This is a genomic window from Eubacterium ruminantium, assembly GCF_900167085.1.
GTDB lineage: Bacteria > Bacillota > Clostridia > Lachnospirales > Lachnospiraceae > Eubacterium_Q > Eubacterium_Q ruminantium.
On record NZ_FUXA01000006.1, the window covers coordinates 1 to 26,873 of the forward strand.

A 26,873-nucleotide genomic window follows, 5' to 3' on the forward strand; every position below is an offset into this window, starting at 1 on the left:
TTCCGATAAACGCAACGGAAGGAAACATGTTCTTCCAGCTGATATCCGAACTGCAGGAACGGACAGCAATCATCATAACAACAAACAAGGGATTCGAAGAATGGACAGAGTTCCTTGGGGACGCTGCGCTTGCGACCGCTATATTGGACAGACTCGCATATCAATGCGACAAGATCCCGATGAATGGGAAGAGCTACAGGCTCGAAAACAGAAAATCATTTTTAGAAGAAATGGCATAATGGCAGGGATGGAAAAAAAAATGCCGCGGACTATGGAATCTTAAATGCCGCGGATTATGGAAAATTATCTGCCGAAATTTATGGAAAAGTACTTGCCGGTTACAAATCCGCAAAAATGTCGATTAGAGTATCGAGATCCTGAAGTTTTATTTCCATATCTAATGGAAAAAATCGCTGATAAAGAAATGTAGAAGAACTTCTGAATATTTTATCCTCAGCAATTGGATCGCTTACGAATACCTCCATGGAAAAGGATATCACTCTTAGTGGAAACCTACATTTTTATTTTCCACTTTTACGAAATTTTTATATTATCATTTACATTTATGGAGCCTGCAAGCTACGAAACTTCGTTTCAGAATATTTGTGAAAGGGTGTTTTCAGCTAATTATGGAATGAAGTGGTCCAACGAGTGGTCGCCAAGTGGTGGTCAAGGTCGTTGAATTTCTGCGGAATATAAAGAAAACAACTTCTGGTCCAATGGACCAGAAGCTGTTCTTTTAGAATAAATCTTTTGTAAAGTCTTGTATGAATGTTTTAACTTCATTGTATGAAATGTCATCGCTTATAAGATTCTTAGTAGTTTTTTCATAATCATCTGCATAGAAATCTTTTTCGCAGAATTTTTTTATTAATGCAGGTATATCTATCATTATGCAAGTACATTGTCTAACCTCAATTCATAATAAAATCTAAATACAGTTAAGGGGAAGCATCTAATATACTGATCCACGTCATCCCTGGTAATTTTGTGAGCCTCAATATATTTCAGAAAGTATTTTCTGGCATCTTCATAAGCATAGTCTGAATAGGTGTCAAGATTTGATAACAAATCTAGCATCTGAAGTATGTAGACATTTTCATTCGTGATAGAAATCAGAGGCTTTCTAATATTGAATCTTCGGTTACCTATTTTAACATCTCGTGGGGCGGAATTCGTATTATTACTCACAATCTCAATTACATGGGGAACCTGAGTGGAAATACCAATTTGATTTGCAAACGTGTTGCCGGAGTAATATCCATCCGTTTTCCCATTTTTGGAGATGTATTTATATTTTGCGATTGTATCTGCTGTAGGACCGACGGAAGATTTTAAACGAGTCTTCTTCGGCAGATAGTAGATACCATTGTCGTACTTAGCTAGCAATCCTTTTTTACATAATGTGCTTAACTGCTGTGTAAGAGCAGATTTTGAAATCTCTCCGTTGTAAATATCGGAGAAGAATATCGGTTCGCCTTCTTTGTATTTTTCAGTTAGCATTTCATAAATCATATTATCACCACCTAAACAAAATGTATTCTATAATATAATTTGTTAAGTTAATTCTATCAAATGTATCATAAATGTGGAGCCTGGAATTTTTTTTTTTGATTTTAATTAGCACTCACCTCTTGACAGTGCTAACAATTGGTGCTATAACGAAGTTAGAACAAAGGAATAGAGAAGATTCCGATACAGAATCCAAACGCTCCTTCCCTTGCTCATGAAACTTATTTAATTATATTTTTCTTGAGAAGGAGGAATGACATATGTTATTACCTAGTATTTTTGGTGAGGATTTATTGGATGATTGGATGGATTTTCCAAGGATGGATTTCGGTGATATAGACCGTAAACTCTATGGAAAAAGAGCAGCACAGGTTATGAAGACAGATGTACATGAGCTGGGTGACAAGTATGAGCTTGATATTGATCTGCCGGGATTTAAGAAGGATGAGATTAAGTTGTCGCTTGATAATGGTTATCTGTCAGTGAGTGCATCTAAGGAACTTGATAAGGACAAGAAGGATAAGAAAGGCAAGATTATCCGTCAAGAACGTTACTCAGGTGCTATGAACAGAAGCTTCTACATAGGAGACGATGTGAAGCAGGAAGATGTTAAGGCAAAATATGAGGATGGTGTCCTGAAGCTGGTTGTTCCTAAGAAAGAATCAGAAAAGGTTCAGGAGAAAAAGTATATAGCTATTGAAGGATAAGTTCATAATTAAATCTTTCTATTAAGATAAAAGGGTATCGCAGTTCAGCCATTTGGTTGTGACTGCGGTATTCTTTTTTGTGTGGTGTAATATTTTAATTCAAATTTAACTCGATTTTAACTCGACAATATATCTTTATAGAGTTATAATTGAGTTAAACTCATATTAAGAAGGGAGTTAAAGATGAGAATAATTCCGTATAAAGAGGACTTGGTTACTGAATTTAAAAGTGATTTAAAGAGATATCCGGATAGTGATTTAATAGATGAAATTGTAGGTATGGCAAATACCAAAGGTGGAAATTTATATTTGGGCGTAGAAGACAACGGGCAGATAACAGGGGTAAGCAAAATACACAAAGATGCAATAGGCGTAACAGCTCTTGTGGCTAATAATACTGTGCCGTCCGTGTCTGTACGTGCGGAAATAATTACAGAAGAGGAAAAGGATATACTTAAGATTGAAATACCGATAAGCAGGACTGTAGTTTCCACAAGGTCGGGAAAGATGTTAAAGCGAAGATTGAAGGCAGATGGGACTCCTGAAGTTATCCCAATGTTTTCTTACGAAATAGTTACAAGATTATCAGAATTAGCATTGCTTGACTTTTCTGCCGGACCGTTGGCAGGGGCTTCTACTAACGATTTTGATCCAAATCAAAGAATCAGATTAAGAAATATTATACAAACAAAGCCTGGAGGAGAAAAAAATCTTCTTACATTAACGGATGATGAGTTAGATAAGGCACTACGTTTTACAACAGAAGTAGACGGTAAAGTTTATCCTACAGTTACCGGGATGCTTATTTTAGGGAAAGAAAACCGAATAGTGGAGTTAATGCCTACTGTTAAAGCTTCTTTTCAGGTATTGGAGGGAACAAAAGTTAGAATTAATACAGAGACATCAGCTCCTTTGCTTGAGGTGTTTGAAAAGTTCGAAACATATGCAGAAGCTTGGAATCCGGAACGAGAAGTTGAATATGGCTTATTTAGGGTTGCTGTGCCGGAATTCGACAAAGCAGCATTTCGTGAAGGATTGATTAATGCTTTTTGTCACAGAGATTATACTATGTTAGGAGCTGTGAGGGTGCTGATCGATGATGAGGGAATGACTATAAGCAGCCCCGGTGGATTTATTGACGGGGTGACATTAGAAAACTTGCTAACTGTCGAACCTCACGGTAAAAACCCTGCTCTTGCGGATGCATTAAAACGAATTGGACTTGCTGAAAAGACCGGACGCGGTATAGACCGTATATATGAGGGTTCTATTATATATGGAAGACCTTGGCCAGATTATTCTGAAACAACAAGCACGAATGTTAGGTTGTTCATTCAAAGAGCAAAGGCAGATGACACTTTTACAAAATTCATTGCAGATGAGCAAAATAGATTAGGAAAACCATTGTCAATCTATGCTTTAATGATTCTTTCGTTATTAAAGAATGAAAAGCGACTTACGATAGAACGCATTGCAGAAATGACTCATTTGGCAGAGGGTAAACTACTAGGAGCTATAGAAAACCTAATTGAAGATGGACTAGTGGAAGGGGCAGGAAGCGGTAAATCAAGATCCTATATTCTTTCTGTGAAAGTGTATAAAGAAAACAATAGAAGTATTCAATATGTGAGACAAACAGGAATAGATAGAGTTGCTTATCCTGAAATGATTATTAAACTTGCAAGGGCGCAGGATGGATTTATTACTAAACAGGACGTGGCAGAACTTTTAAAGATAACTCCGGACCAGGCATATTCTGAAATAAAGAAGCTAGTCAGTGAAGGAAAGATATACAAGTACTGTGGCGGAAAATATACTAAGTACAAATTGAGGTAATGATTTTGTGACAGTAAGGTGGAATCATGGCTTGTCAAATAGTGGAGATGTGAAAAACACATGCAAATTAAAATAGGTGAATTTGATTGCACAGAATGTTGGGATGGAGTTTTTTATAAAAAACTTTCAAATTACCCTGCCATTTCAGAATGGGAAATCCAAACCGTATTGGATTTTGAGCGTTATGAAAAACAAAATGGTAGGGATTGTTTTATAGAGGCTGACCATGACATTTTAAAAGCAATTGAAGATTATAAGAGAATATATGAATCTGGTAAACGTGTAAATGCTCCAAAAAAGATAACAGAGTGCGTAGCTTGCCCTAAATATAAAGGGTGTATGACGGATTATGTTTGTCATACTGCACCTGTTGAGAATGCTGTTAATATTTTAAAATGTGGTTCGCTTCAAGCACCTACAAAATGGAAAGGTATATCTGCTTTAGTGTTAAAAGCAGAAAATAAAAATGCTGCTAATGATCCTGAAGACTATTTTGATTATGTAATGTTTTCTTAGGGGAATTGCCAGGCCGGAGACAGATTAGTTATGGAAAGAAAAATGAAGCGTTTCCCTACGGAGGCAGATCTAAGTGTAGATTTCACTCCTGGAGTAAGGTTCTTCTTTAAGTATGATAAGATTGTTAGCCATCCAAATGCGACAATTGAGGGCGTATTACCGCTAAAGATTAAGGAAGACGTAATATTATCAGATTGGGTAGATACAATTATAATTCCATCTGCGGAACGAGGAGTATTTGAAGCAATCGTTCCATACGAGCTGAAGAGTAGGCTATTTTATTTGGAAAATGATTGTAAGGATATCTGGAGTTGGTCAGAAAAGGTATATGAGTTTGTAAAAAACAGAGAACGCTGAAAAGAATTTCATAGATATATTTTTAATTTTAACATTTGGATGAATTCCTGAAAGGTATAGAAATATAAAGGATAACGTGACGGCAGTATAAATAATTGGAGGCGATTAGAGTGATTTCAAAAATGGTTTTAAAAGAGGTAGCAAGTTACAAAAAAGAGGCAGTGCTTGAAACTGATAAAAAAGTAAACTTGATATATGGATTAAATGGTACAGGAAAGAGTACTTTTTCAAACTTTCTTTATGATCAGACAGGAGCAAGATTTTCGCAATGTAGAGTAGAGGGACTTGAAGATAATGACACAATATTGGTTTATAATCAGAGATTTGTTCAGGATACCTTTTATGAACCGCAGGGAATACACGGCATATTTACCTTGTCAAAAGGAAATGCTGAAGCTAAAAAAGCAATTGATAACGCAAGTGCTGAAATGAAAAAGTTGATTGAGCAAAAGAGGAAAATTGAGGAGAAAAAGGCTAAAGATGAGCAGAAGCACTTGAGCGAGATTGAAGAATACAAGAAACAGGTATGGAAAATAAAGACAGAATATACTGGTGGTGATCGGGTTTTAGAATTTTGCTTAGATGGTCTAAAGGGTAATAAAGATACCCTTTTTAAGCATCTTATTTCCATAGAAAAACCAGAAGGTGAGATGGATTATTCTGTAGACGACCTAAAGAAAGAGGCACAGCAGCTCCAAGGTGAAGCTCAGAGTAAACACCCTTTATCAAAACTTTTGATTAATGTTGATGATATTGAGCAATCAGAATTGCTTTCTAAAGTCATAGTTGGAAATAAGAACAGTTCAGTAGCTACCGTGATTGAAGAACTAGGTAATTCGGACTGGGTTAATACAGGAATTAAATTTGTTCATATAGATGGAGAAAAGGGAGTGTGTCCTTTCTGCCAGCAGGAAACCATTACACAGAAATTCCTTGACCAAATCAGTGCTTATTTTGATGAGAGCTATAATCAAGACAAATTGCAGATAGAGCAGATGATTTCAAGATATGAGGCGGAAATAAAAAGAGTAACTGTTTTTTTAGATGCAATTAAAGAGGATGCCTTCCTTGAAAAAATGAAAAAAGAAATAGAAAATCTTAGCGCAAACTTTACTTCTGTATCAGAGCAAAATCTAAACACTTTGAGAGAGAAGGCAAAGAACCTTAGCATTCAGATTTCATTGCAACCAATTGAAGAAATCATAGCATCTGTAAACAGTATTATTGAAAAAGCTAACAGTGAAATTGCCCTGTATAATCAAAGAATTGCTGATATTAACGGATCTAAGAGTAAAATCAGGGGAAGATTTTGGCAACTTATGCGTAAAGAGCATAATTCTGTAATTGAGTTATATTTAGCAAATGAAAAGGCTTATGAGCAATCCGTAAAACAATCTCAAAAGGATTTACAAACAAAAATAACTGAGATTAACACCAATACTGCTCTGATAGAGGAAAATCGAAAGAAAACCGTAAATATTGATGAAGCGGTAGAGAATATAAAGAATGGGTTGATAGATATCGGAATTACGGACTTTACTATAGAAAAGTATTCCGAGGAGGAAGCATTATATAGACTAAAGCGCGAGGATTCTGATGATGATGTCTTTAAAACCTTGAGCGAAGGTGAAAAAATGGTAATAAGCTTTCTCTATTTTATTGAATTATGCAAGGGGGAATCAACCGCTGAGAAAGCTTCAAACAAGAAGATAGTAGTAATTGATGATCCTATATCCAGCCTGTCTCACATTTATGTTTTCAATATTGGAAGATTAATACATAATGAGTTTTTAAGAACTGAAAAATATGATCAACTCTTTATTCTGACTCATAGTCTATATTTCTTTTATGAGCTGACTAATACGAATCATAATGAGCGGAAGAAAACCCAGAAACTCTTTAGGCTTTGTAAGAATATAGAGAGTAGTTATTTCGAAGATATGAAATATGAGGATATTCAAAATGATTATCAGGCATATTGGCATATTATTAAAGATGAAAAACAAGCGCCTGCATTGATAGCAAACTGCATGAGAAATGTAATGGAATATTTTTTCAATTTTGTGGAAAAGCAAGATTTTGCTCAAGTATTCCAACGTCCGGAATTGCAAGAAACAAGTTATATGGCCTTTAATAGGTACATGAATAGGGAATCGCATTCGAAAGGTCAAAACATTTTTGATATAAAGGAGTTTGATTATAATAGTTTTCGACAGGCTTTTAAAAAGGTATTTGAAATTGAAGGATACATTGATCATTATAATAAGATGATTTGTATATAACGGTGAGGTGTAGGAAAGATTACAAGTATGAAGGATAGGTAAATATATTTGTGGTATAAATACTATTGAACTAAAAGATTACATAATTTGCCACCGGTGCCAGTGGTAAGGGAAACAATCCCCTTGCGAACGGGCTTCTTTAGTGTTATGAGACAAACTTATATAGAACAGCATATGATTCCGGAATTTATCTACTGATATTGAATAGAACCTATGACAGGAGAAATTGAAGAGCCGACATACTCGGAAAACCAATTGCTATGTGTGATAACATTAGCTGATACAGTCCGTGTGATATGGACAGCTGGAACCAAATGAAATCAAATCGTAACAGAGAACCTTAACAAAAATGTTTAAGACATAGGTTTGGTTAGGAGGATGAACTGAAAGCAGAAGAAAGATATTCATTAGGTATCGAGATTCCGGATGATATTATAGAGCTTGGATGTATAGAAGCGAAATTACAGAGAGAATAGATACATTATTTTTGACCAAGAAAGTGTGATGACTTGAATAAAGATTTAAAAGAAAAAGTATTCAAATATATAAAGAAAGAATACGGGGTTGACCCTGAGTTTCTATGGGCGCGTACACCGGATAGTGCGATATTCAGGCATGATGACAATAAGAAATGGTTTGCGCTCGTGGCGCCTATTCGATATGAAAAGTTAGGGCTGAAACGTGATGGAGACGTATATTTCATAAATTTGAAGATAGATGATCCTGTATTTTTGGATGTGCTGCTTCAGCAGGAAGGCTGCTTTCCGGCATACCACATGAACAAGAGGTACTGGATTACAGTCATACTGGATGGAACGGTTTCATTTAAGGATGTTTGCTCATTTATTGATTTTAGTTACGGTGCGACGGCGTCAGCGAAGAAGAAAGAAAAGAGCAGACCGCCAAAGGAGTGGGTGATACCTGCAAATCCAAAATTTTATGATGTTGAGCATGCATTTGACACTGAAACCGAAGTGAACTGGAAACAGGGTAATGGCATCAAAGCCGGCGATACTGTATTTATGTATGTGGCAGCTCCGGTATCGGCGATAATGTATAAATGCACGGTGCTCGAGACAGATATTCCATATACTTATCAGGACAAGAATCTGAACATAACGTCTCTGATGAAGATTAAACTTGAGAAGAGATATGATAGAGAGCTTTTTACATTCGATATTCTGAAGGAAGAGTATGGGATATACGCAATCAGAGGTCCGAGAAGAATACCGGATTCGCTGAGTCGGGATTTGTGATGATTGGAGTTCTTCATGTTGACGAACTTCTTAAGGATGCGGATGTAAAATCGCATACATTACATGATCCAACAAAGGCGATTAAGGACATTTTATAGGAAGGAATAATATGCAAGGTCAGTATAAGGTTATTACGTTGTGCGGAAGTACACGTTTTAAAGATGAATTTTTAGAAGTGCAAAAACGACTTACTTTAGAGGGTAACATTGTTATCAGTGTTGGCCTCTTTGGTCATTCCGGAGATTCTGAGGTTTGGGGAAATATGGATGAAGGTACATTAACAAAGACCAAAGCAATGCTGGATGATATGCATAAACGTAAGATCGATATGGCAGATGAAATATATGTAATCAATGTAGGCGGGTATATCGGAGAAAGTACACGTTCTGAGATTGATTATGCCATTAGACATGGTAAGAAGGTTCGTTATTTAGAGAATTAATATTATATAAATACTTAAGGATATGCTTGTATGAATCCAATCAATGGTTCGGTATCACCTGAAAGAAGACAGGAAATCATTGATGAATTTGATGCATATGCAGATAAATCAGTAGCGGCTATAGAAAGTATAGAACTTGATGAAAAAACAATGGGTGATATCATAAAAGAAGAAATCGATAGAATCAATGCAAAACGCAAAAATGAAATTAGTGTAACGTAGAATTGTAAATACTTGATCCTTTATAATCAAACAATCTACACAATCAAAATATTTATGCAAGGGGCAGATTATGAAATTTTTACATTTAGGAGATTTGCATTTAGGAAAAACATTAGGTGATTTTGATCTTATAGACGATCAGAAGTACATTCTGGATCAGATTATATCCATTATAGATGACGAAGCTGCGGACGCGGTCCTTATTGCGGGAGATGTCTACGATAGGTCCATTCCAAGTGAGGCCGCGACGCGGCTTCTGGATTCATTTTTGTCGAAGCTTGCTTCAAAGAATATAAAGACATACATGATCAGCGGAAATCATGATTCGGATGACAGACTGAATTACGGAAGTTCGCTTTTTGAAAGCAACAACATTTTCATTTCTGCCATATATAATGGGCGCATGGATAAGCACATTTTGAAAAACGGCGAAAATGAGATAAATGTCTATATGCTTCCTTTTGTCAAATCATCTCATGTAAAGCATTTCTATCCTGAAGAGAAGATAGATAATTACGAAGATGCGGTTCGGGTTGTGCTCGAACATTCTGATATAGATGAAAATAAATGCAACATTTTGGTTGCTCACCAGTTCGTGGCCGGCAAGGGTGTGGATCCGTCTCTTGGCGGCTCCGAAAGCGTGGCAACAAGGAGTGAGAGTGTTGGAACTGTCGAGAAGATCGGATATGATTTATTTGACAAGTTTGATTATGTTGCGCTGGGGCACATCCATAGGCCTCAGAGTGTGGGAAGAGAAGCGGTGAGATATTCCGGTTCCATCCTCAAATACTCTCTAAGCGAAGCGGGAAATGATAAGTCTGTTCCTGTGATCACAGTGAATGATAAAAATGAAGTGGATATAAAACTTGTTCCCCTGAAGCCACACCGTGACCTGAGGCATATCAAGGGCGACATGGATAAGCTTCTTGATAAGGCGAATGTTTCTGATCCGGACGACTATATCTATGCGACTCTCACGGATGAGAATTATATAAATGATGCCATGGGCATTTTCCAGCAGGTATATCCGAATACGGTTAGGATCGATTACGAGAATTCTCATACCCATGATGTGGAGCAGATTGATATTTCAACAATAGCCGAGGATAAACCATTTCCGGAACTGATCAGTGATTTCTATAAAATGATCTATGGTTGCGAGATAACAGATGAGGAAATGGATGTTATGATGAAGGCAGCCAGAGAGGCAGGTGTTATAGATGAAGCCAATTAAGCTTAAGATCTGTGCCATTGGACCATACGCAGGAGAAGTGCCTTGGATTGATTTTGAACAGTTTGAGAATAAGGGCTTATTCCTGATTTCCGGCGACACCGGAGCGGGTAAGACCACTATTTTTGATGCTATTTGTTTCGCTTTATACGGTAAGAACAGTGCTGTAGACCGAGATGAGAAGAAGATGCGAAGCGAGTATGCAAAGCCGGACGTGGAAAGTTATGTTGATTTTTATTTTTCTCATCAGGGGAAGAATTATCATATAAAGAGAAGTCCGGGATATGACAGACCGAAGCTGCGCGGTGAAGGTTTTATCACAGAACCTCCAAAGGCGACACTTTATCCTGAAGGCGAAACTCCGATTGAGGGAAAATTGAAGGTTGATAATGCTGTAGAGGAACTTCTCAAAGTAAATTATGAGCAGTTCAAGCAGATTGCCATGATAGCCCAGGGTGAGTTCCGCAAAATGCTTGTTGCTTCGAGCGCTGAAAGAACAGATATACTCCGAAATATATTTATGACTGACAAATATAAGAAAATCGGAGAAGTCTTAAAGGGCAAATTAGATGCAAGTTCGGGTATGAAAAATGATGCTGAGAAAAGTATAATCCAGCATTTTTGCGATATTACAGCTGATGAAAATGACGAATGCGCAGGCGAACTCTTTGAAATGCAGGAGTTATACAGAACATCGGTAAGCATCAGAAATGTGGACGACTTATTGGAGATAATCGACCGTATCACAGCATCCGATAATGTATCCTATGGCCGGGTTGAAGAAATCTTCAAAAAGAAGAATGCGGAATACGAAAAAGACAAAGCTGCACTTGCCATGGCAAGGAGCAATAATGAAATTATAGAGAGACTTAAAAATCTTGAGAAAAAGCAGGATGAATATAATCAGCAAAAGCCTTCTGTGGACGAGGAAAATGAATTGCTTGATAGACGTAAGAAGGCAACCAGAGAGGTTTATTCATTTTATGCTGATTGGGTTAAAACGATAAATGATATTTCGAAGACTAAGGATGATATTTCGAAGAATATCATTTTGGAGAAAGAGGCCGGTGAAGCTTTAGAATCGGCCAAGGTAGCTTATGAAGAGGCGGCTAAGAGTAAGCCGCGTCTTGATGAACTGAAGAAGATCATCAATAAAATTCAGGATGAGGAAGATAAATATAAAAGGCGTGACGATCTTAGGATATTGATCGCAGAAGGTGAGAAGAATAAAACGAATATCCTTCAGCGTGAAAATGAAATAACTGATAGAGAAGTTCGTCTTAAAGAGAGGATTTCGGAATTAAAGGACATCATAGATTCTCTTAAGGATATACATACAGAACGTGAGAAGATAAAGAATGCCGGAGAAAAGCTGGGCAGTCTATATAATAGAATAGAGAAGATCCTGACAGATGATAGCTGCGACAGAAAGGCTATGCAGGACAGCTTTGAGAAGTGTCAGGATGCATTTTTTAAAGCAAGAATTCAATATGATAAAGCAAAAGATGTAAGGGAAAAAGCTGAAAGGCAGATAGAATGCTGCAGAGCGGGAATCCTGGCTAAAGACCTTGCTGAAGGTATGGAATGTCCTGTATGCGGTTCGACTCATCATCCAAAACTTGCAGTGCTTACAGACGAATCTATCTCTGATGAAGAATTTAAGAGATTAAAAGAAGCTGAAGAGATTGCCCGTGCTAAAAAGGATGATTCATTAATGAAAGTCGAAGAGGCGAATATAAGAAAAGAAAGCCTTGAAGCAAAGATGAGAGAGGATATCCTGGGGTGCCTCGCTGATAACACATCTATCGGCGTAAGCAACTCGCTTCACGAACAAAGCGAATCCCTTGACGAACTCCTAACAAAACTTGGAGTCGCAGAAAATCTTGTTAAGAGTAAGATTGACGAGAATGAGCGTCTCATGAAAGAAGCAGAAGCATCTGCAAGAAAGTATGAGGATGCCACAGCTGAATTTGAGAAATGCTCAGGCGAAGAATCAAAAAAGCTGGACGAGGATAAGGCGAAGCTTCAAGATGAGAAGAAAAAGGTTGAGGAAAATCTCACCAGAGATAAAGCTTCTTTGGACAGCTTGAAAGATTTAAGTTATGAGAGTCTTGAAGTGGCAAATAAGAGTAAGAAGAAAGCTGAAGAAGAGATAGATAGGATAAATGCATCTATCGAACAGAGTGAGAAGAAGGTGCATGAAGCGGATAAGAATAAAACAGCTATCGAGACAACTCTTAGGAATTTACAGGTTTCGCTTGCTGATCTTGAAATAATGGAAAAGAAACAAAAGAGCGATCTGGATGAAAAATTGTCAGCATTTCATTTTAAAGATGCAGAAGAAATGAAGGGATATGTCCTTTCGGAGGATGAACTGAACAGAATAGAGAAGCGTATAAATAACTTTTACAATGAGCTTTCCAATAATGAAGTTCAGCTTAAGCAGGCAAGGATAGATGCTGAAGGTAAAGAAATAGTAGATATCGAAGAACTTCAGGCAAAATGTGATGAGCAGGAAAAAGTTTTAGGTGATTACACTCGAAAGAAAAATGATATCAGACATAGGATAGATGAGAATACCAAGAAGAAGGCCAGCATCATTTCGAAGAAATCGGAATATGAGAAGGCTTCCAAGGATTATAATATCTGTAAGACTCTTTACGAGCTTGTAAAAGGAAATACCGGAAATGGTAAGATATCTCTGGAAACCTATGTACAGGCAGCGGGATTTGACGGCATCATTGCAGCGGCCAACAGGCGACTTCGTCCTATGAGCGACGGTCAGTTTGTACTTTACAGGCAACAGGATTCTGTCGGAAAGCAGAAGAGTAATTATCTGGATCTTGAGGTTCTTGATAATTATACCGGACACAGACGTCCTGTGGGCAATCTGTCCGGCGGTGAAAGTTTTAAGGCTTCTCTTAGTCTTGCACTTGGTTTATCGGATACGGTTTCAACCAACTTAGGTGGAATACAGATGGATGCCCTCTTTGTGGATGAAGGCTTTGGAACCCTTGACAGAAAGTCCATAGAAAGTGCAATGGAAACTTTGATATCCCTTTCAGGAGCCAATAAGCTTGTGGGTGTCATAAGTCATAGAGAGGAACTTATAGAGAATATTCAGCAGCAGATCCGCGTTAAGAAGACGAAGGATGGAAGTAGTATAGAGATAGACACGGGGGTATAAAATGACTGAAAAAGTTTTGATGGGGCTTTTGCTTCCATTTATTGGTACAGGACTGGGAGCGGCTTGCGTCTTCTTTATGAAGGGGCAAATGAGTGACAAGATACAGAAAGCATTGGCAGGCTTTGCCAGCGGAGTCATGGTTGCGGCGTCCATATGGAGTCTTATCATACCCGCAATGGAGCAGTCCGGTAAAATGGGGAAATTAAGTTTTGTTCCGGCGGTTGTGGGATTTTGGATAGGTATCGCATTCCTTTTACTTCTTGATACAGTGATTCCGCACCTTCATTTAAATGCAGAGAAAGCGGAAGGTCCGAGAAGTAAACTGAAGAGATCGACTATGATGGTTCTTGCGGTAACACTTCACAATATTCCTGAAGGAATGGCGGTAGGTGTTGTATATGCAGGACTCATTGCAAAGAATGCTTCTATATCAACCGGCGCGGCGCTGGCACTGGCTATTGGTATCGCTATTCAGAATTTCCCTGAAGGCGCCATAATATCAATGCCGCTTTGTGCTGAAGGTAAGAGCAAGAAGGGAGCATTTTTTGACGGGGTGATGTCAGGTGCAGTTGAGCCGATAGGTGCGCTGCTTACTATATTTGCAGCGGGACTGATAGTGCCGGCGATGCCGTATCTGCTTAGTTTTGCAGCGGGAGCCATGATGTATGTGGTGGTGGAAGAACTGATTCCGGAAATGTCATCCGGCGAACACTCCAACATAGGAGTTGTGATGTTTGCGGTGGGCTTCACACTGATGATGGCTCTTGATGTTGCGCTTGGCTAAATGACGTATTTTCGTATATTTTTTAATTGTACACTTACGCATTATATGGTACAATCGTACTTGGGTTAATAACTATATATTGTATATAATTTTGTGTTTTCTTATGTTCGATACTATGGGGGTAATATATGGTTGATGATTTTTCAGCAGAATATAAAGAAAAGCTTAGAACTGCTGATGAAGCTGTGAAGGTTGTGGAAAGCGGTAACTGGGTTGATTACACCAGTACGCTTGGAAAACCGGTTCTTCTCGATAAGGCTCTTGCCCGAAGGAGAGATGAACTGAGTGATGTTAAGATCAGGGGGAATCTGATTGACGGACCTATCGAGGTTGTTGAATGTGATCCGTCACAAGAGCATTTCACTTACCATAGCTGGCATTGTTCCGCATACGAGAGGAAGCTTTGCGACAAGGGACTTTGCTATTACATTCCTATGGTATTTTCCAATAACGCAGCATATTATGAATTCTTTTTAAATGTAAATGTCGTAATGGTGAGCGTATCACCTATGGACAGACACGGATATTTCAACTTTTCTGTAAATACAGGAGTTGCCGCACCTATAACAAGGATGGCGGATATCGTTATAGTAGAAGTAAATGAAAATATGCCGAAGGTTCACGGCGGATATGATGAATGCATTCATATAAAAGATGTTGATTTTATAGTGGAAGGTCATCATGAGCCATTTAATCATGGCAGTAAGCTGCAACCGACGGAGATAGATAAAAAAATTTCAGAGAACATCCTTCCTTATCTGGTGGATGGAGCGACACTTCAGCTTGGTGTGGGCAGTATGCCGAATGCACTGGGTAAACTCATCGCTTCTTCGGATCTTAAGGATCTGGGCATGCATACGGAGCTTTGCTCGGATGCATTTTTAAGTCTTTATAAAGCCGGGAAATTAACCAACATCAGGAAGAATATTGACAGAGGCAAGGGAGTATTCGGATGTGCCATCGGTTCGGCTGACCTTTTCGACTGGCTCGAGGATAATCCGGGAATAGCTGCTTATCCGCTTGAATATGTAAATAGACCGAGCATCATAGCTCAGATAGACAACATGGTTTCTATCAACAGTTGTGTGGCTGTGGATCTTTACGGACAGGTGGCGGCGGAAAGCTCAGGCTCGAGACAGATAAGCGGAACAGGCGGACAGCTGGACTTTCTGGTCGGTGCTTCGGCGTCGAAAGGTGGAAAAGCATTTATCTGCATGAGCTCGACCTACAATGGGAAAGATGGATCGCTTCGTTCGAGAGTCCTTCCGCAGTTCAATGGCGACATCATTACTTCACCCAGAAGTCAGGTGTATTTCATAGTCACAGAGTATGGAATAATCAACCTTGAAGGGCGGTCAACATGGGAAAGGGCAGAGGCGATAATCAGCATTGCACACCCTCTTTTCAGGGATGAACTCATCAAAAAAGCCGAAGAACAGAAAATTTGGCGAAAAAGTAATAAAAAAATGTAAATTTATATAAAAAATATGTTTTTATTTTTTGAAAATGTGTTATAGTATGTTTATGCGTAAATGTGCACAAAAAGGATAATTCTTTTTGTGTAATTGTAAATATAGAGCATGGGGTGCAAAAATGATTCTTATCGATACTCAAAAGAAAGAGTTTAACAGACTTAAGGATATCAGGATTCTTGAAAAGGGTGCAGATGAGGTTGGTCTTAATGGTGATATACTTGTCATCGGATTGGGCGGAGTCGGAATAGAGACTGCGCGCAGTCTCAAAGGTATGCTTGCCAATAAGATGAAGCCTGAAGACAACATCGAATTCCTTGTTTTTGATTCAGATATTCCTAACATGGAGCAGACTATCGAGGACAGCCGAGAGGGGGTTGGATTCAATGCTACAGAGGTTATCAGTATTTACAGAAAGACGCTTGACGATCTTTTGATCAAGTCGGATACGAGAGCTTATGCTTATTCGGATCTTGCAAAATGGATGGATCCTGAGATGCCGGAACTTAATATCGGAATCAACGGAACCAAAGGTAACAGACAGATTGGTCGTCTTATGTTCTCGAATGCGTATGAAGAAGTGAGAGTATTACTCTTCAACAAAATCAATATGATGTATGAGAAGAGTAAGAGAAACGGCGGAGACGGTAAACTTGATTTTCTCATTATCTCAGGTGCCGCAGGTGGTACAGGCGGAGGGATCATAATCGATCTCGCATACAACATCAGAGCTTTTTGCAAGGCTAAGAAGTTTGAAAATGTAAGACTTGGTTCGGTTCTCATGACACCGGACGTATTATTTGCAGACAAAGTATTTAAGGAAGACCAGGATCTTACGGATCTCCTTAATGCAAATGGTCTCGCAACTCTCAAAGAGATCACATATTATATGGATCTTAAGCAGAGAGATGAAATGTTCTGCTTTGAGAGTACAACACATAAGCTTACGATCAAAGAAAATGTATTTGATTCATGTATGCTTGTGTCAGGCCGAAAGGATAATCAGGGTTATATCCCGGCAGGAGTTATCTATTCGGATGCGGCATATTTTATGCTTAAACTTGTTAGTAAGAAATTCATTGGTTCCGGTAAGACGGATGGTTCGAAGGAGCTTCTCAGAGATGTATTCTTCAGACCAAATGAAAATGGACCGTTTAAGATAATCAGTGAGACGGATTACCGCATTCCGATCAAAGAGATTGAGAATATCAGCGAGTATGAAGTATTCAAGGAAGCGTATAAGCTTCTGAATGAATCGGCTATAGATAAGCCGGGTATCAAGGATAAGATTGAGGAAATTGTCAGTGAGTTCCGTGAGTTTATCAATCAGCCTGCGGGAGAGCAGATCAACCTCAAAGCTAGTTTCCTTATCGATACTTCGACATACGGAAAGCCGTTATATAAGTCGATTAAAAAAGGAATCGACACACTTCAGCAGGATATTGATGTTGATCTTAATAAATTAAAGAACAACATCCTTGCTGTTCAGAGAGATATAAAGCTCAAATTCATGAGCAGTATTGAAGAACTTGTTAATTATTCGATGGTTCAGTATGGTCCGTTTGCCACTATGAAAATGATCGGTGCGAAGGGCTATCTCGGAATCGAAGAAGATACAGGTCTTGTGAAAGAGATCAAGACTCTTGAGGAAAAGGCACAGAGCTATCGTCCGACAGGTGAATTCGAAAGAATCATTCAGTCAATCAGAGATATTTGCGCAAAGAGATTTTTTGCATTCCCTTCTGCTAAGAGAGAGACTGAAAACGGATATTATGATGCTTGCATTAAAAATGCTCTTTCCAAAGAGAAGACAATCCTCATGGATGCTATAAATGCTGAAGATGTTTATGGCGATACAGTCAGATGGCTCTATAGAGTTGTGGACAGATATAATGATATATTCGGTCCGTTCTGCTCAGAACTTTATGTATCAATAGATGACCTTGCTTCAAATGCCAAGAGAACTCTTGGCTACATGATGAAGGAAGCAAGACAGAGTGAGCTTCTTCCGGTAGATTATGTGACACCTGAACGTATCGAAGATATGAGAAGATGTCTTGTAAAATTATTTGTTGAGAATGAAGCTAATATTGAGAATGACAGAAGCGTTTCGGTTAAGGAAGAAATGGAGAGGATTTACAAGAATCTCTTCGCCGGACTTGGCGCATTCGCTCCGGAGAAATTCATTTTCAATGCATTCAGTGATGAAAAGTCCGGGCTTCAGGAACTTATCACAATGTTCGTTGCGCAGGATAATGAAAAGCGTGACAGATGTCTTTACAGAGCAGCCAAAGCTTTTGTACAGGGAACTTATGAAAAGGTTGGACGTAAGAAGCTTTGCGTGACAGAGAAAGATATCGACAAAGAATACAGAAGTGAAAGATATATATCACTTCCTGATATGATGCCACATTTCAGTGAAGAGATTAAGAAGATCCTTATCAAGGAACCTTATAACATTTCTCCTGATCTTATAACTATGAATGTTGGTGAAGTATCAATCTCTTCAGATGAAATAGTATTTGATGTTCCATATACGGTTCTCGGCTGTGCAGATGATATGCTTTATTCATACGTACAGACTGATGCATATAAGGGACTTCATATAGATCAGGTTCATGACTATGAATCTGTAAGTTAATTTACTGATTGAAAGGGTTAAAAGAATGCTTAGATTTTTTATGAAAGCAAATGAGGTTGAAGATCATGATTCCTTCAATATATATAATGACAGCGGAAGAATCTGTTATTATACGAAGGATGACTTTATGACTACAGGTCATAGAATTAAGATTTATATGGCTGATACAATCTCTGAAGTTGCACATGTTCAGGAGAAAGCCGGAAATGGTGAAGTAAGATTCGAGTTCAGTGCAAGAGGAGATACGTTCGGAGATATCATTCTTAATGGTGGATCGGATCTTGATATTGATTTCGAAAACTGGCGTGTTGAAGGAAGTCCTTTCGATTGGCGTTACGATGTTTACATGGGTTCTCTTCGTATAATGTCAGCAAGACAGACTATGTACATGATACCGGGTCAGGCGCTGAGTATGACTAATACTTATATCTTGGGGGTTGCGAATGATTCCGATGCTTTGATAAGCATAGCCTTTGCTCTTGCAGTATATGCAGCGAAGAAATACCGTTAAATTATTCTTTTTGATTCTAATTAAACGTGGAACGCAGGGTTTAATCCCTGCGTTTCTTACTGTCCGAAATACGTATGATATATGAACCGGGGTGCGTGAAATCGTACACTGACCGGGCGATGGAATCGTACACTGACCGGGTGATTGTGTGATGTATTACCGGTCGATGGGATAATATGTTGCCCACCCTTTAAAATGTATTGTATGGATTGGTTCGATATAATTAATGATTTACGAGTAATGGGATCATGATATAAACCCGGCATGAAATGCACATGGGGTAAGAATATAGAATATTGCAAGTTTGGAAGGAATGGATATATGAAATTTGTTATACAGAGAGTCAGTGAAGCATCTTGCGAAGTTGACGGAAATATCACAGGAAGTATCGGGAAAGGATTCCTTGTTTTTGTGGGAGTCGGACAGGATGATAATAAAGAAATAGCAGACAAAATGGTGAAGAAGCTTCTCGGTATCAGAATCTTTAGCGATGAAAATGACAAGATAAATCTTGCGCTTAAAGATGTTGGTGGAAGCCTTCTTATGATTTCGCAGTTTACCTTATACGCAGACTGCAGTCACGGCAAAAGACCTTCATTTATAAATGCAGGCGAACCAAAGATGGCGGAAGAACTTTACGAATACATTGTTCAGAAGGTAAGGGATGAAGGCTACATCGTGGGAACGGGTATATTTGGCGCAAAAATGCATATCAGCCTAAAAAATGACGGGCCATTTACGATTATTCTTGACAGTAAGGATATTGTAAAGTTAAAGTAAGTAAGATAATGATTAAATTAAGATAAAGAGGGATAACAGGTGTCACATTTAGATCAAAATAAAATAAGAAATTTTTGTATCATAGCGCATATAGATCATGGTAAATCAACTCTTGCGGACAGAATTATCGAGAAGACCGGAACTCTTACAGAACGTGAGATGCAGGAGCAGGTTCTCGACAATATGGATATCGAGCGTGAGAGAGGCATTACCATTAAATCTCAGGCGGTTCGTATTATTTATAAAGCAAATGATGGGGAGGAGTATATCCTCAATCTCATCGATACTCCTGGACATGTGGATTTCAACTATGAAGTATCCAGAAGCCTTGCGGCTTGTGAGGGTGCTGTTCTTGTAGTTGATGCAGCTCAGGGTATTGAGGCCCAGACACTTGCGAATGTATATATGGCTATTGATCATGATCTTGAAGTTTTCCCTGTTATCAATAAGATAGATCTTCCTTCGGCTGAGCCTGAAAGAGTAAAGGCTGAGATCGAAGATGTTATAGGAATCGAGGCTGAAGATGCGCCTCTTATTTCAGCAAAAAATGGTCTTAATATCGAGTCGGTTCTTGAAGCGGTTGTTTCAAAGATACCTGCTCCGAGCGGAACTCTTGATGCTCCGTTTAAGGCGCTTATATTTGACAGTATTTACGATCAGTACAAGGGCGTTATCATTTTCTGCCGTGTATTTGATGGATTCATCACAAAAGGTTCAAGAATCAAAATGATGGCGACAGGTGCTGAAGTAAGCGTAGTTGAAGTCGGCATTTTCGGCGCCGGAAGATTTATCCCTACAGAAGAAATATCAGCCGGTATGGTTGGCTATATAACAGCAAGTCTTAAGGATGTATCCGAAACAGAAGTCGGTGATACTGTTACTGATGCGGACAATCCTTGTGGAGAAGCACTTCCCGGATATAAGAAAGCAAGACCGATGGTTTACTGCGGACTATATCCTGCTGACGGTGCGAAATATCCTGATCTTAGAGATGCTCTTGAAAAGCTTCAGTTAAATGATGCTTCGCTTTTCTATGAGCCTGAAACATCTGTAGCCCTCGGCTTCGGATTCAGAGCAGGTTTCCTCGGGCTTCTTCATCTTGAAGTTATCCAGGAAAGACTTGAGAGAGAATACAATCTTGACCTTGTTACAACAGCTCCGGGTGTTGTATATAAGGTGCATAAAACAGACGGGACAGTTATTGAACTTACCAATCCGTCAAATCTTCCTAGTCCGTCAGAGATTGACTATATGGAAGAGCCGATAGTTTCTGCAGAGATCATGGTTACAACGGAATTCACCGGTGCCATCATGAAGCTTTGTCAGGAAAGACGAGGAGTTTATCTTGGGATGGAATATATCGAGACAACAAGAGCGCTCCTTAAGTACGAGCTTCCTCTGAATGAGATCATTTATGATTTCTTCGATGCTCTTAAATCGAGATCGAGAGGATATGCTTCATTTGATTATGAATTAAAGGGATATGAAAAGTCTAACCTTGTTAAACTTGATATCCTTATAAATAGAGAAGAAGTCGATGCGCTTTCATTTATTGTTCATGCTGATTCAGCATATGAGAGAGCCAGAAAAATGTGCGAGAAATTAAAAGATGAGATTCCTCGTCACCTTTTCGAAATCCCAATCCAGGGCGCAATCGGAGGAAAGGTTATCGCGAGAGAAACTGTTAAAGCGATGCGTAAAGACGTTCTTGCAAAATGCTACGGTGGTGATATCTCTCGTAAGAGAAAACTTCTCGAGAAGCAGAAGGAAGGAAAGAAGAGAATGCGTCAGGTCGGAAATGTAGAAATTCCGCAGAAGGCATTCATGAGTGTCCTCCGTCTGGACGAGGAGTAGGACCAGAGTACTTGTTCGAATATTTGTGTTGGATCGTAGACAGAGTGTTTGCTCATGTATATGGGAATCGTCTATAGAAAGAGTATTTACTCATGTGTTTGGGAAATGCCTAAAAATAGAGTACATACATAAATATTTGTGACTCGCTTGGGATGGAGTGTCCGTGCGTATAAAAGATTCGTTCAGAAATATAAGTGGAAGTGATGGAATCATAAGATGAAAAAAAATCTCGGCATATATGTGCATATACCTTTCTGTGTAAGTAAGTGTAGTTACTGCGACTTCTTGTCATTTGATAACTGCAGCTACGCGGTGCAGCTTCAGTATATCGATGCGCTGATACAGGAGATCAAGCTTTACAAGGCATTTGCCGATCGTTATGTAGTTAAGACTATATTTTTCGGTGGCGGAACTCCGTCATTGCTTGATGAGGTATTTATAGGAAATATCCTTAAAGCCATAAGGAGTGTTTTCAATGTTGACAGATTTCCGGAGATAACTATAGAAGCTAATCCGGGAACGGTGAAATATACTAATCTTCTTGCTTATCAGTCACATGGCATCAACAGACTTTCAATCGGTTTACAGAGCACTGATGATGACTGCCTTATGATGCTCGGAAGGATCCACAACATGGATCAATTTGTTGCAACATATAATTCTGCCAGAAGAGCAGGATTTAAAAATATAAATGTAGATATCATGAGTGGTATTCCGGGACAGACTGAGCATACTTATGTTGAGACACTTATGAAGGTTATTGAATTCGGACCGGAACACATTTCAGCATATTCGCTTCAGGTGGAGGACGGCACACCGCTTGCGGAAAATGAGCCTGTTCTAAGTATGCTTCCTGATGAAGAAGCAGACAGAAGAATGTATGCCATGACCAAGAAAGTCCTTGGTGCAAATGGATACCAGAGATATGAATTTTCCAATTATGCAAAGCCGGGATATGAATGTAAGCACAATATAACTTACTGGACCGGCGGTGAGTATGTAGGACTCGGACTTGGTGCGGCTTCATTTTTTAAGGGAGAAAGATTCAGCAATATCAGAGATATCAATAGATATCTTGAAATAATGCAGGAAGCCCAGTCTGATATAGCATCATCAACCGACAAGATCAGTGTCTATGATGAAGTTACACATCAGCTTCGTGAAAATATCGAGACCATGTATATAGACAGTAGGATCGAAGAGTTCATGTTCCTTGGTCTCAGAATGACAAAAGGTGTCAGCAGGTCTGAATTCCTGAATAGATTTAATAAGGATATTTATGAGGTTTACGGACCGGTTATCAATAAATATGTTACTGAAGGATTCATGGTGGAAGAAGGCGACAGTATAAGGCTTAACGACCGCGGAATCGACGTCAGCAACATCATACTTTCTGATTTCATTCTGGATTAGAAATACATTACAAAGCATGTCATTTTGGCATGCTTTATTTGTTAACAGAAAAGGCTTTTTATCTGATAAAAAATTACGAAATATCTGTCAAAAATCTCTATAATAGTCTTGACAATAAAACATAGAGGCATTATATTAAGAATAGTGGTTAGCACTCAGATTGTTTGAGTGCTAACAAAAATAAAGGCGGTGATGATTTGGAGATAAATGATACTTTGGATGAACGCAAAGAAGTCATCCTAAAAGCAATCATTTCGAATTATCTTGAAACCGGCGAACCGGTCGGGTCAAGAACCATTTCAAAGTATACCGATCTTAATCTTAGCTCGGCGACAATCCGTAATGAGATGTCCGATCTTGAGGAACTTGGATATATAGTTCAGCCGCATACTTCGGCGGGGCGTGTTCCTACAGATAAAGGATACCGATTCTACGTTGACAGGATGATGGCGGAAAAGGAAGAGAGTGAAGCGGCTCAGGGAACACTTCTTGAGCGAGTGGATAAACTTGAAGCTCTTCTGAAGCAGGTCGCAAAGGTTCTTGCATTTAATACACAATATGCAACTATGGTTACATCACCAAGGATGCTGAATAAGAGAATCAAATTCATTCAGTTATCTCAGGTTGATGAGAAAGACCTGGTGGCGGTAATCGTTGTTGGAGATAATGTTGCAAGGAATCAGATCATTCACGTAGACCGACAGCTAAGCAATGAAGATGTGCTGAAATTCAACCTGCTGCTTAATACATTTCTTCAGGGAGCCATGGTTACTGAGATCAATATCGAACTCATGCAGACCATGAAGCAACAGGCAGGGGAATATGCGGATATACTTGAGAGAATATTCGAAGGAATAGTGGATGCAGTGCATCAGGCAGAAGAAACTCAGATTTATACGAGTGGAACATCCAATCTGCTTAAACTCGGAGAACCGGGTGATTATGATAAAGCCAGTGCGCTTCTTGAAACCTTTGAGGACAAGAATGAGTTAAATGAACTTGCGTCGGCGGCACTTGAGCATGTAGATGCAGATGGTGATGGAAATATACAGATATATATCGGTGATGAATCACCGGTTGAAAATATGAAAGATTATTCAATAGTTACTTCGACTTATGAACTTCCTGAGGGAGCGAAGGGAACTATAGGAATTATAGGACCTAAACGGATGGATTACAAGAAGGTCGTAAATACGTTAAAGAGTCTTACGGACGAACTTGATACCATATTCCGTAAGGAAGGAAAGAGGGGTGAATAGAGAATGGCAGAGATTAGTATGGCACAGATGCTGCAGGCGCTGCAGGACGAGAAAGAAGAGAACGTTGCTGAAAAGCCTTCATCCAAGACTGACGGTGTTATCAATGTAGTTATCGGTGAACCTATAGAAGGAACTATCGTAACGGTTGATGATGAGCAGTATGTGACTGAGAAAGACGCAGAAGCCAAGAGACCGAAGCCGGTACCAAAGAAAAACAGAAGAGGCAACAAAGAACTTATAGCCGAACTTGACAGGACAAGAGAACAAGCGGAAGGTAATAAAGAAAAATACCAGAGGCTTATGGCAGAGTTCGATAATGCAAGAGCAAGAAGTGAGAAAGAAAACTCCAAGATGTTTGATTACGGAGCAAAGGATACACTTGAAAAGCTTCTTCCGATAGTTGATGATCTTGAGAGAGCTCTTGATAATGTTCCGGATGCAGAAAAAGGTGCATTCTCAAACGGAATTGAAATGATCTACAAGAAGCTCATGGATACATTTAAGACTATAGGTGTTGAACCTATGAATGCAGTTGATAAACCTTTTGATCCAAATCTTCACAACGCGGTTATCCATGTTGAAGATGAAAATCTTCCTGAGAATACAGTAGTTGAAGAGATGCAAAAGGGATATATGTATAAGGATCAGGTTCTTAGACATAGTATGGTTAAGGTTGCTAACTGACGATTAATATAGATCATTCATTATTATTTAGAAATTCAGTTAATTGATTTATTAGGAGGAAATAAAAATGGGTAAGATAATTGGTATTGACTTAGGTACAACTAATTCATGTGTTGCTGTTATGGAAGGTGGAAAGCCTGTTGTTATCGCAAACGCAGAAGGTGCCAGAACGACACCATCAGTTGTAGGTTTCTTAAAGTCAGGTGAAAGAGTTGTCGGTGATGCAGCTAAACGTCAGGCAGTTACAAATGCTGATAAGACAATATCATCAATCAAGAGACATATGGGTTCTGATTATAAAGTAACAATAGATGACAAGAAGTACTCTCCTGAAGAGATTTCGGCAATGGTACTTCAGAAGCTTAAGGCTGACGCAGAAGCTTATATCGGTGAGAAGGTAACAGAAGCAGTTATCACAGTTCCTGCTTACTTCACAGACTCACAGAGACAGGCTACAAAGAATGCCGGAAAGATTGCCGGACTCGATGTTAAGCGTATCATCAACGAGCCAACAGCTGCTGCACTTTCTTATGGTCTTGATAATGAGAAAGAGCAGAAGATCATGGTATATGACCTTGGTGGTGGTACATTCGATGTATCTATCATTGAAATCGGTGAAGGCGTAATCGAAGTACTTGCAACAGCAGGTAACAACAAACTCGGTGGTGATGACTTCGATAATGCTATCACACAGTACATGCTCGATGACTTCAAGTCAAAGGAAGGAATTGACCTTTCAGGCGACAAGATGGCTATGCAGAGACTTAAGGAAGCTGCAGAGAAGGCTAAGAAAGAGCTTTCTTCACAGACAGTTACAAATATAAATCTTCCATTCATCACAGCTAATCAGGATGGACCAAAGCACTTTGATATGGATCTTACAAGAGCTAAGTTTGATGAACTTACAGCTGACCTTGTAGAAGCAACACGTGGACCTGTTAAGCAGGCTATGGATGATGCAGGACTTACACCGGCTGAGATCGATAAAGTTCTTCTTGTTGGTGGTTCTACTCGTGTTATCGCTGTTAAGGATGCAGTTAAGACAATCACAGGTAAGGATCCATTCCAGGGAATCAACCCTGATGAATGTGTTGCTATCGGTGCTTGTATCCAGGGTGGTAAGCTTGCCGGAGACGCTGGTGCAGGTGATATCCTTCTCCTCGACGTAACTCCACTTACACTTTCAATCGAAACAATGGGTGGTATCGCTACTCACCTTATTGAGAGAAATACAACAATTCCTACAAAGAAGAGTCAGATCTTCTCAACAGCTCAGGATAATCAGGATGCAGTTGATATCAACATCGTTCAGGGTGAACGTGAATTCGCTAAGGACAACAAGTCACTTGGTAGATTCAGACTTGATGGTATCGCTCCTGCAAGAAGAGGTGTTCCACAGATCGAAGTTACATTCGATATCGATGCAAACGGTATCGTTAACGTATCTGCTAAGGATCTTGGTACAGGTCGTGAGCAGCACATCACAATCACATCAGGAACATCACTTTCAGATGATGATATCGAGAGAGCAGTTAAGGAAGCTGCAGCTTACGAAGCTTCTGATAAGAAGCGTAAGGAAGGTATAGAAGTAAGAAATGATGCTGACGCTATGGCATTCCAGACAGAGAAGGCTCTTAAGGAAGTTGGAGATAAGCTTCCGGAAGCAGATAAGAAGAAGGTTGAGGCTGACCTCAAGGCACTCAGAGCTATCATCGATAGCACAGACATTGAAAATCTTACAGAGTTCGATGTTGAGAAGCTTAAGTCTGGTAGAGAGACACTTATGAATTCAGCACAGGAACTCTTCTCAAAGCTTTATGAGCAGAATGGTCCTGGTACAAATGCAGGAACAGGTGCAGGAACACCAAATTTTGGTGATGATGTAGTTGACGGAGACTTCAAAGAAGTTTAAAATATAATAGTAATT

General features: G+C 39.1%; 22 protein-coding genes. 21 read left to right on the top strand and 1 reads right to left on the bottom strand.

Going from position 1 to position 26,873, the window contains the following annotated elements; genetic code table 11:
- Positions 1–239: ATP-binding protein (locus B5D25_RS04230; RefSeq protein WP_159444079.1), on the top strand; the 239-nt coding region annotated here is incomplete at its 5' end.
- A gap of 652 nt (positions 240–891) precedes the next feature.
- Here the strand turns inward: B5D25_RS04230 and B5D25_RS04235 are convergent.
- Complete coding sequence (locus tag B5D25_RS04235; RefSeq protein WP_078786714.1) at positions 892–1,515, bottom strand: DUF6088 family protein; 624 nt, start codon at positions 1,513–1,515, stop codon at positions 892–894.
- Between the two features lie 257 nt (positions 1,516–1,772).
- Here B5D25_RS04235 and B5D25_RS04240 point away from each other — a divergent pair, with 257 nt between their 5' ends.
- The 20 genes from B5D25_RS04240 to dnaK all read left to right on the top strand — a co-directional run bounded on the left by B5D25_RS04240 (position 1,773) and on the right by dnaK (position 26,858).
- Positions 1,773–2,219: an Hsp20/alpha crystallin family protein gene (locus B5D25_RS04240; RefSeq protein ID WP_078786715.1), complete on the top strand. Its 447-nt coding sequence runs from the start codon at positions 1,773–1,775 to the stop codon at positions 2,217–2,219.
- A gap of 183 nt (positions 2,220–2,402) precedes the next feature.
- On the top strand, positions 2,403–4,055 hold the full coding sequence (locus B5D25_RS04245; RefSeq protein WP_078786716.1) for an RNA-binding domain-containing protein: 1,653 nt from the start codon (positions 2,403–2,405) through the stop codon (positions 4,053–4,055).
- A 60-nt stretch (positions 4,056–4,115) separates the two neighbouring features.
- Positions 4,116–4,571 (top strand): hypothetical protein, encoded by a 456-nt coding sequence (locus B5D25_RS04250; protein ID WP_078786717.1) that lies wholly within the window; start codon positions 4,116–4,118, stop codon positions 4,569–4,571.
- Positions 4,572–4,601: 30 nt separating this feature from the next.
- Entirely contained in the window at positions 4,602–4,928 is a 327-nt protein-coding gene (locus B5D25_RS04255; protein WP_078786718.1) for a hypothetical protein, read from the top strand.
- Between the two features lie 110 nt (positions 4,929–5,038).
- The gene (locus B5D25_RS04260; RefSeq protein ID WP_078786719.1) at positions 5,039–7,210 is read left to right on the top strand and encodes an AAA family ATPase; all 2,172 of its coding nucleotides are present in this window, start codon (positions 5,039–5,041) and stop codon (positions 7,208–7,210) included.
- A 509-nt stretch (positions 7,211–7,719) separates the two neighbouring features.
- Complete coding sequence (locus B5D25_RS04265) at positions 7,720–8,466, top strand: MmcQ/YjbR family DNA-binding protein (protein ID WP_078786720.1); 747 nt, start codon at positions 7,720–7,722, stop codon at positions 8,464–8,466.
- A gap of 109 nt (positions 8,467–8,575) precedes the next feature.
- Positions 8,576–8,908 carry a hypothetical protein gene (locus B5D25_RS04270; protein WP_078786721.1) on the top strand — a complete coding sequence of 111 codons (333 nt, stop codon included), beginning with the start codon at positions 8,576–8,578 and terminating at the stop codon, positions 8,906–8,908.
- Between the two features lie 30 nt (positions 8,909–8,938).
- Positions 8,939–9,130, top strand: coding sequence for a hypothetical protein (locus B5D25_RS04275; RefSeq protein ID WP_078786722.1), 192 nt, complete (start codon positions 8,939–8,941; stop codon positions 9,128–9,130).
- Positions 9,131–9,200: 70 nt separating this feature from the next.
- A complete protein-coding gene (locus tag B5D25_RS04280) occupies positions 9,201–10,364 on the top strand; it encodes an exonuclease SbcCD subunit D (RefSeq protein ID WP_078786723.1) in 1,164 nt (387 codons plus the stop codon).
- Positions 10,351–13,548, top strand: coding sequence for an AAA family ATPase (locus B5D25_RS04285; protein WP_078786724.1), 3,198 nt, complete (start codon positions 10,351–10,353; stop codon positions 13,546–13,548). Before B5D25_RS04280 ends, B5D25_RS04285 begins: the two co-directional genes overlap by 14 nt.
- A gap of 1 nt (position 13,549) precedes the next feature.
- Entirely contained in the window at positions 13,550–14,332 is a 783-nt protein-coding gene (locus B5D25_RS04290) for a ZIP family metal transporter (protein ID WP_078786725.1), read from the top strand.
- A 128-nt stretch (positions 14,333–14,460) separates the two neighbouring features.
- Positions 14,461–15,804, top strand: coding sequence for an acetyl-CoA hydrolase/transferase family protein (locus B5D25_RS04295; RefSeq protein WP_078786726.1), 1,344 nt, complete (start codon positions 14,461–14,463; stop codon positions 15,802–15,804).
- A gap of 121 nt (positions 15,805–15,925) precedes the next feature.
- Positions 15,926–18,445, top strand: coding sequence for a tubulin-like doman-containing protein (locus tag B5D25_RS04300; protein ID WP_078786727.1), 2,520 nt, complete (start codon positions 15,926–15,928; stop codon positions 18,443–18,445).
- 25 nt (positions 18,446–18,470) lie between these two features.
- A complete protein-coding gene (locus B5D25_RS04305; protein WP_078786728.1) occupies positions 18,471–18,956 on the top strand; it encodes an LURP-one-related family protein in 486 nt (161 codons plus the stop codon).
- A gap of 321 nt (positions 18,957–19,277) precedes the next feature.
- Positions 19,278–19,736 carry a D-aminoacyl-tRNA deacylase gene (dtd, locus tag B5D25_RS04310; RefSeq protein WP_078786729.1) on the top strand — a complete coding sequence of 153 codons (459 nt, stop codon included), beginning with the start codon at positions 19,278–19,280 and terminating at the stop codon, positions 19,734–19,736.
- Positions 19,737–19,775: 39 nt separating this feature from the next.
- Positions 19,776–21,590: a translation elongation factor 4 gene (lepA, locus tag B5D25_RS04315; protein ID WP_078786730.1), complete on the top strand. Its 1,815-nt coding sequence runs from the start codon at positions 19,776–19,778 to the stop codon at positions 21,588–21,590.
- A gap of 216 nt (positions 21,591–21,806) precedes the next feature.
- Positions 21,807–23,003 (top strand): radical SAM family heme chaperone HemW, encoded by a 1,197-nt coding sequence (gene hemW, locus B5D25_RS04320; protein WP_078786731.1) that lies wholly within the window; start codon positions 21,807–21,809, stop codon positions 23,001–23,003.
- A gap of 197 nt (positions 23,004–23,200) precedes the next feature.
- Entirely contained in the window at positions 23,201–24,262 is a 1,062-nt protein-coding gene (hrcA, locus tag B5D25_RS04325; RefSeq protein ID WP_242870184.1) for a heat-inducible transcriptional repressor HrcA, read from the top strand.
- A gap of 3 nt (positions 24,263–24,265) precedes the next feature.
- Positions 24,266–24,946 carry a nucleotide exchange factor GrpE gene (gene grpE, locus B5D25_RS04330; protein WP_242870182.1) on the top strand — a complete coding sequence of 227 codons (681 nt, stop codon included), beginning with the start codon at positions 24,266–24,268 and terminating at the stop codon, positions 24,944–24,946.
- Between the two features lie 67 nt (positions 24,947–25,013).
- Positions 25,014–26,858, top strand: coding sequence for a molecular chaperone DnaK (gene dnaK, locus B5D25_RS04335; protein ID WP_078786733.1), 1,845 nt, complete (start codon positions 25,014–25,016; stop codon positions 26,856–26,858).
- Positions 26,859–26,873: the final 15 nt, after the last annotated feature.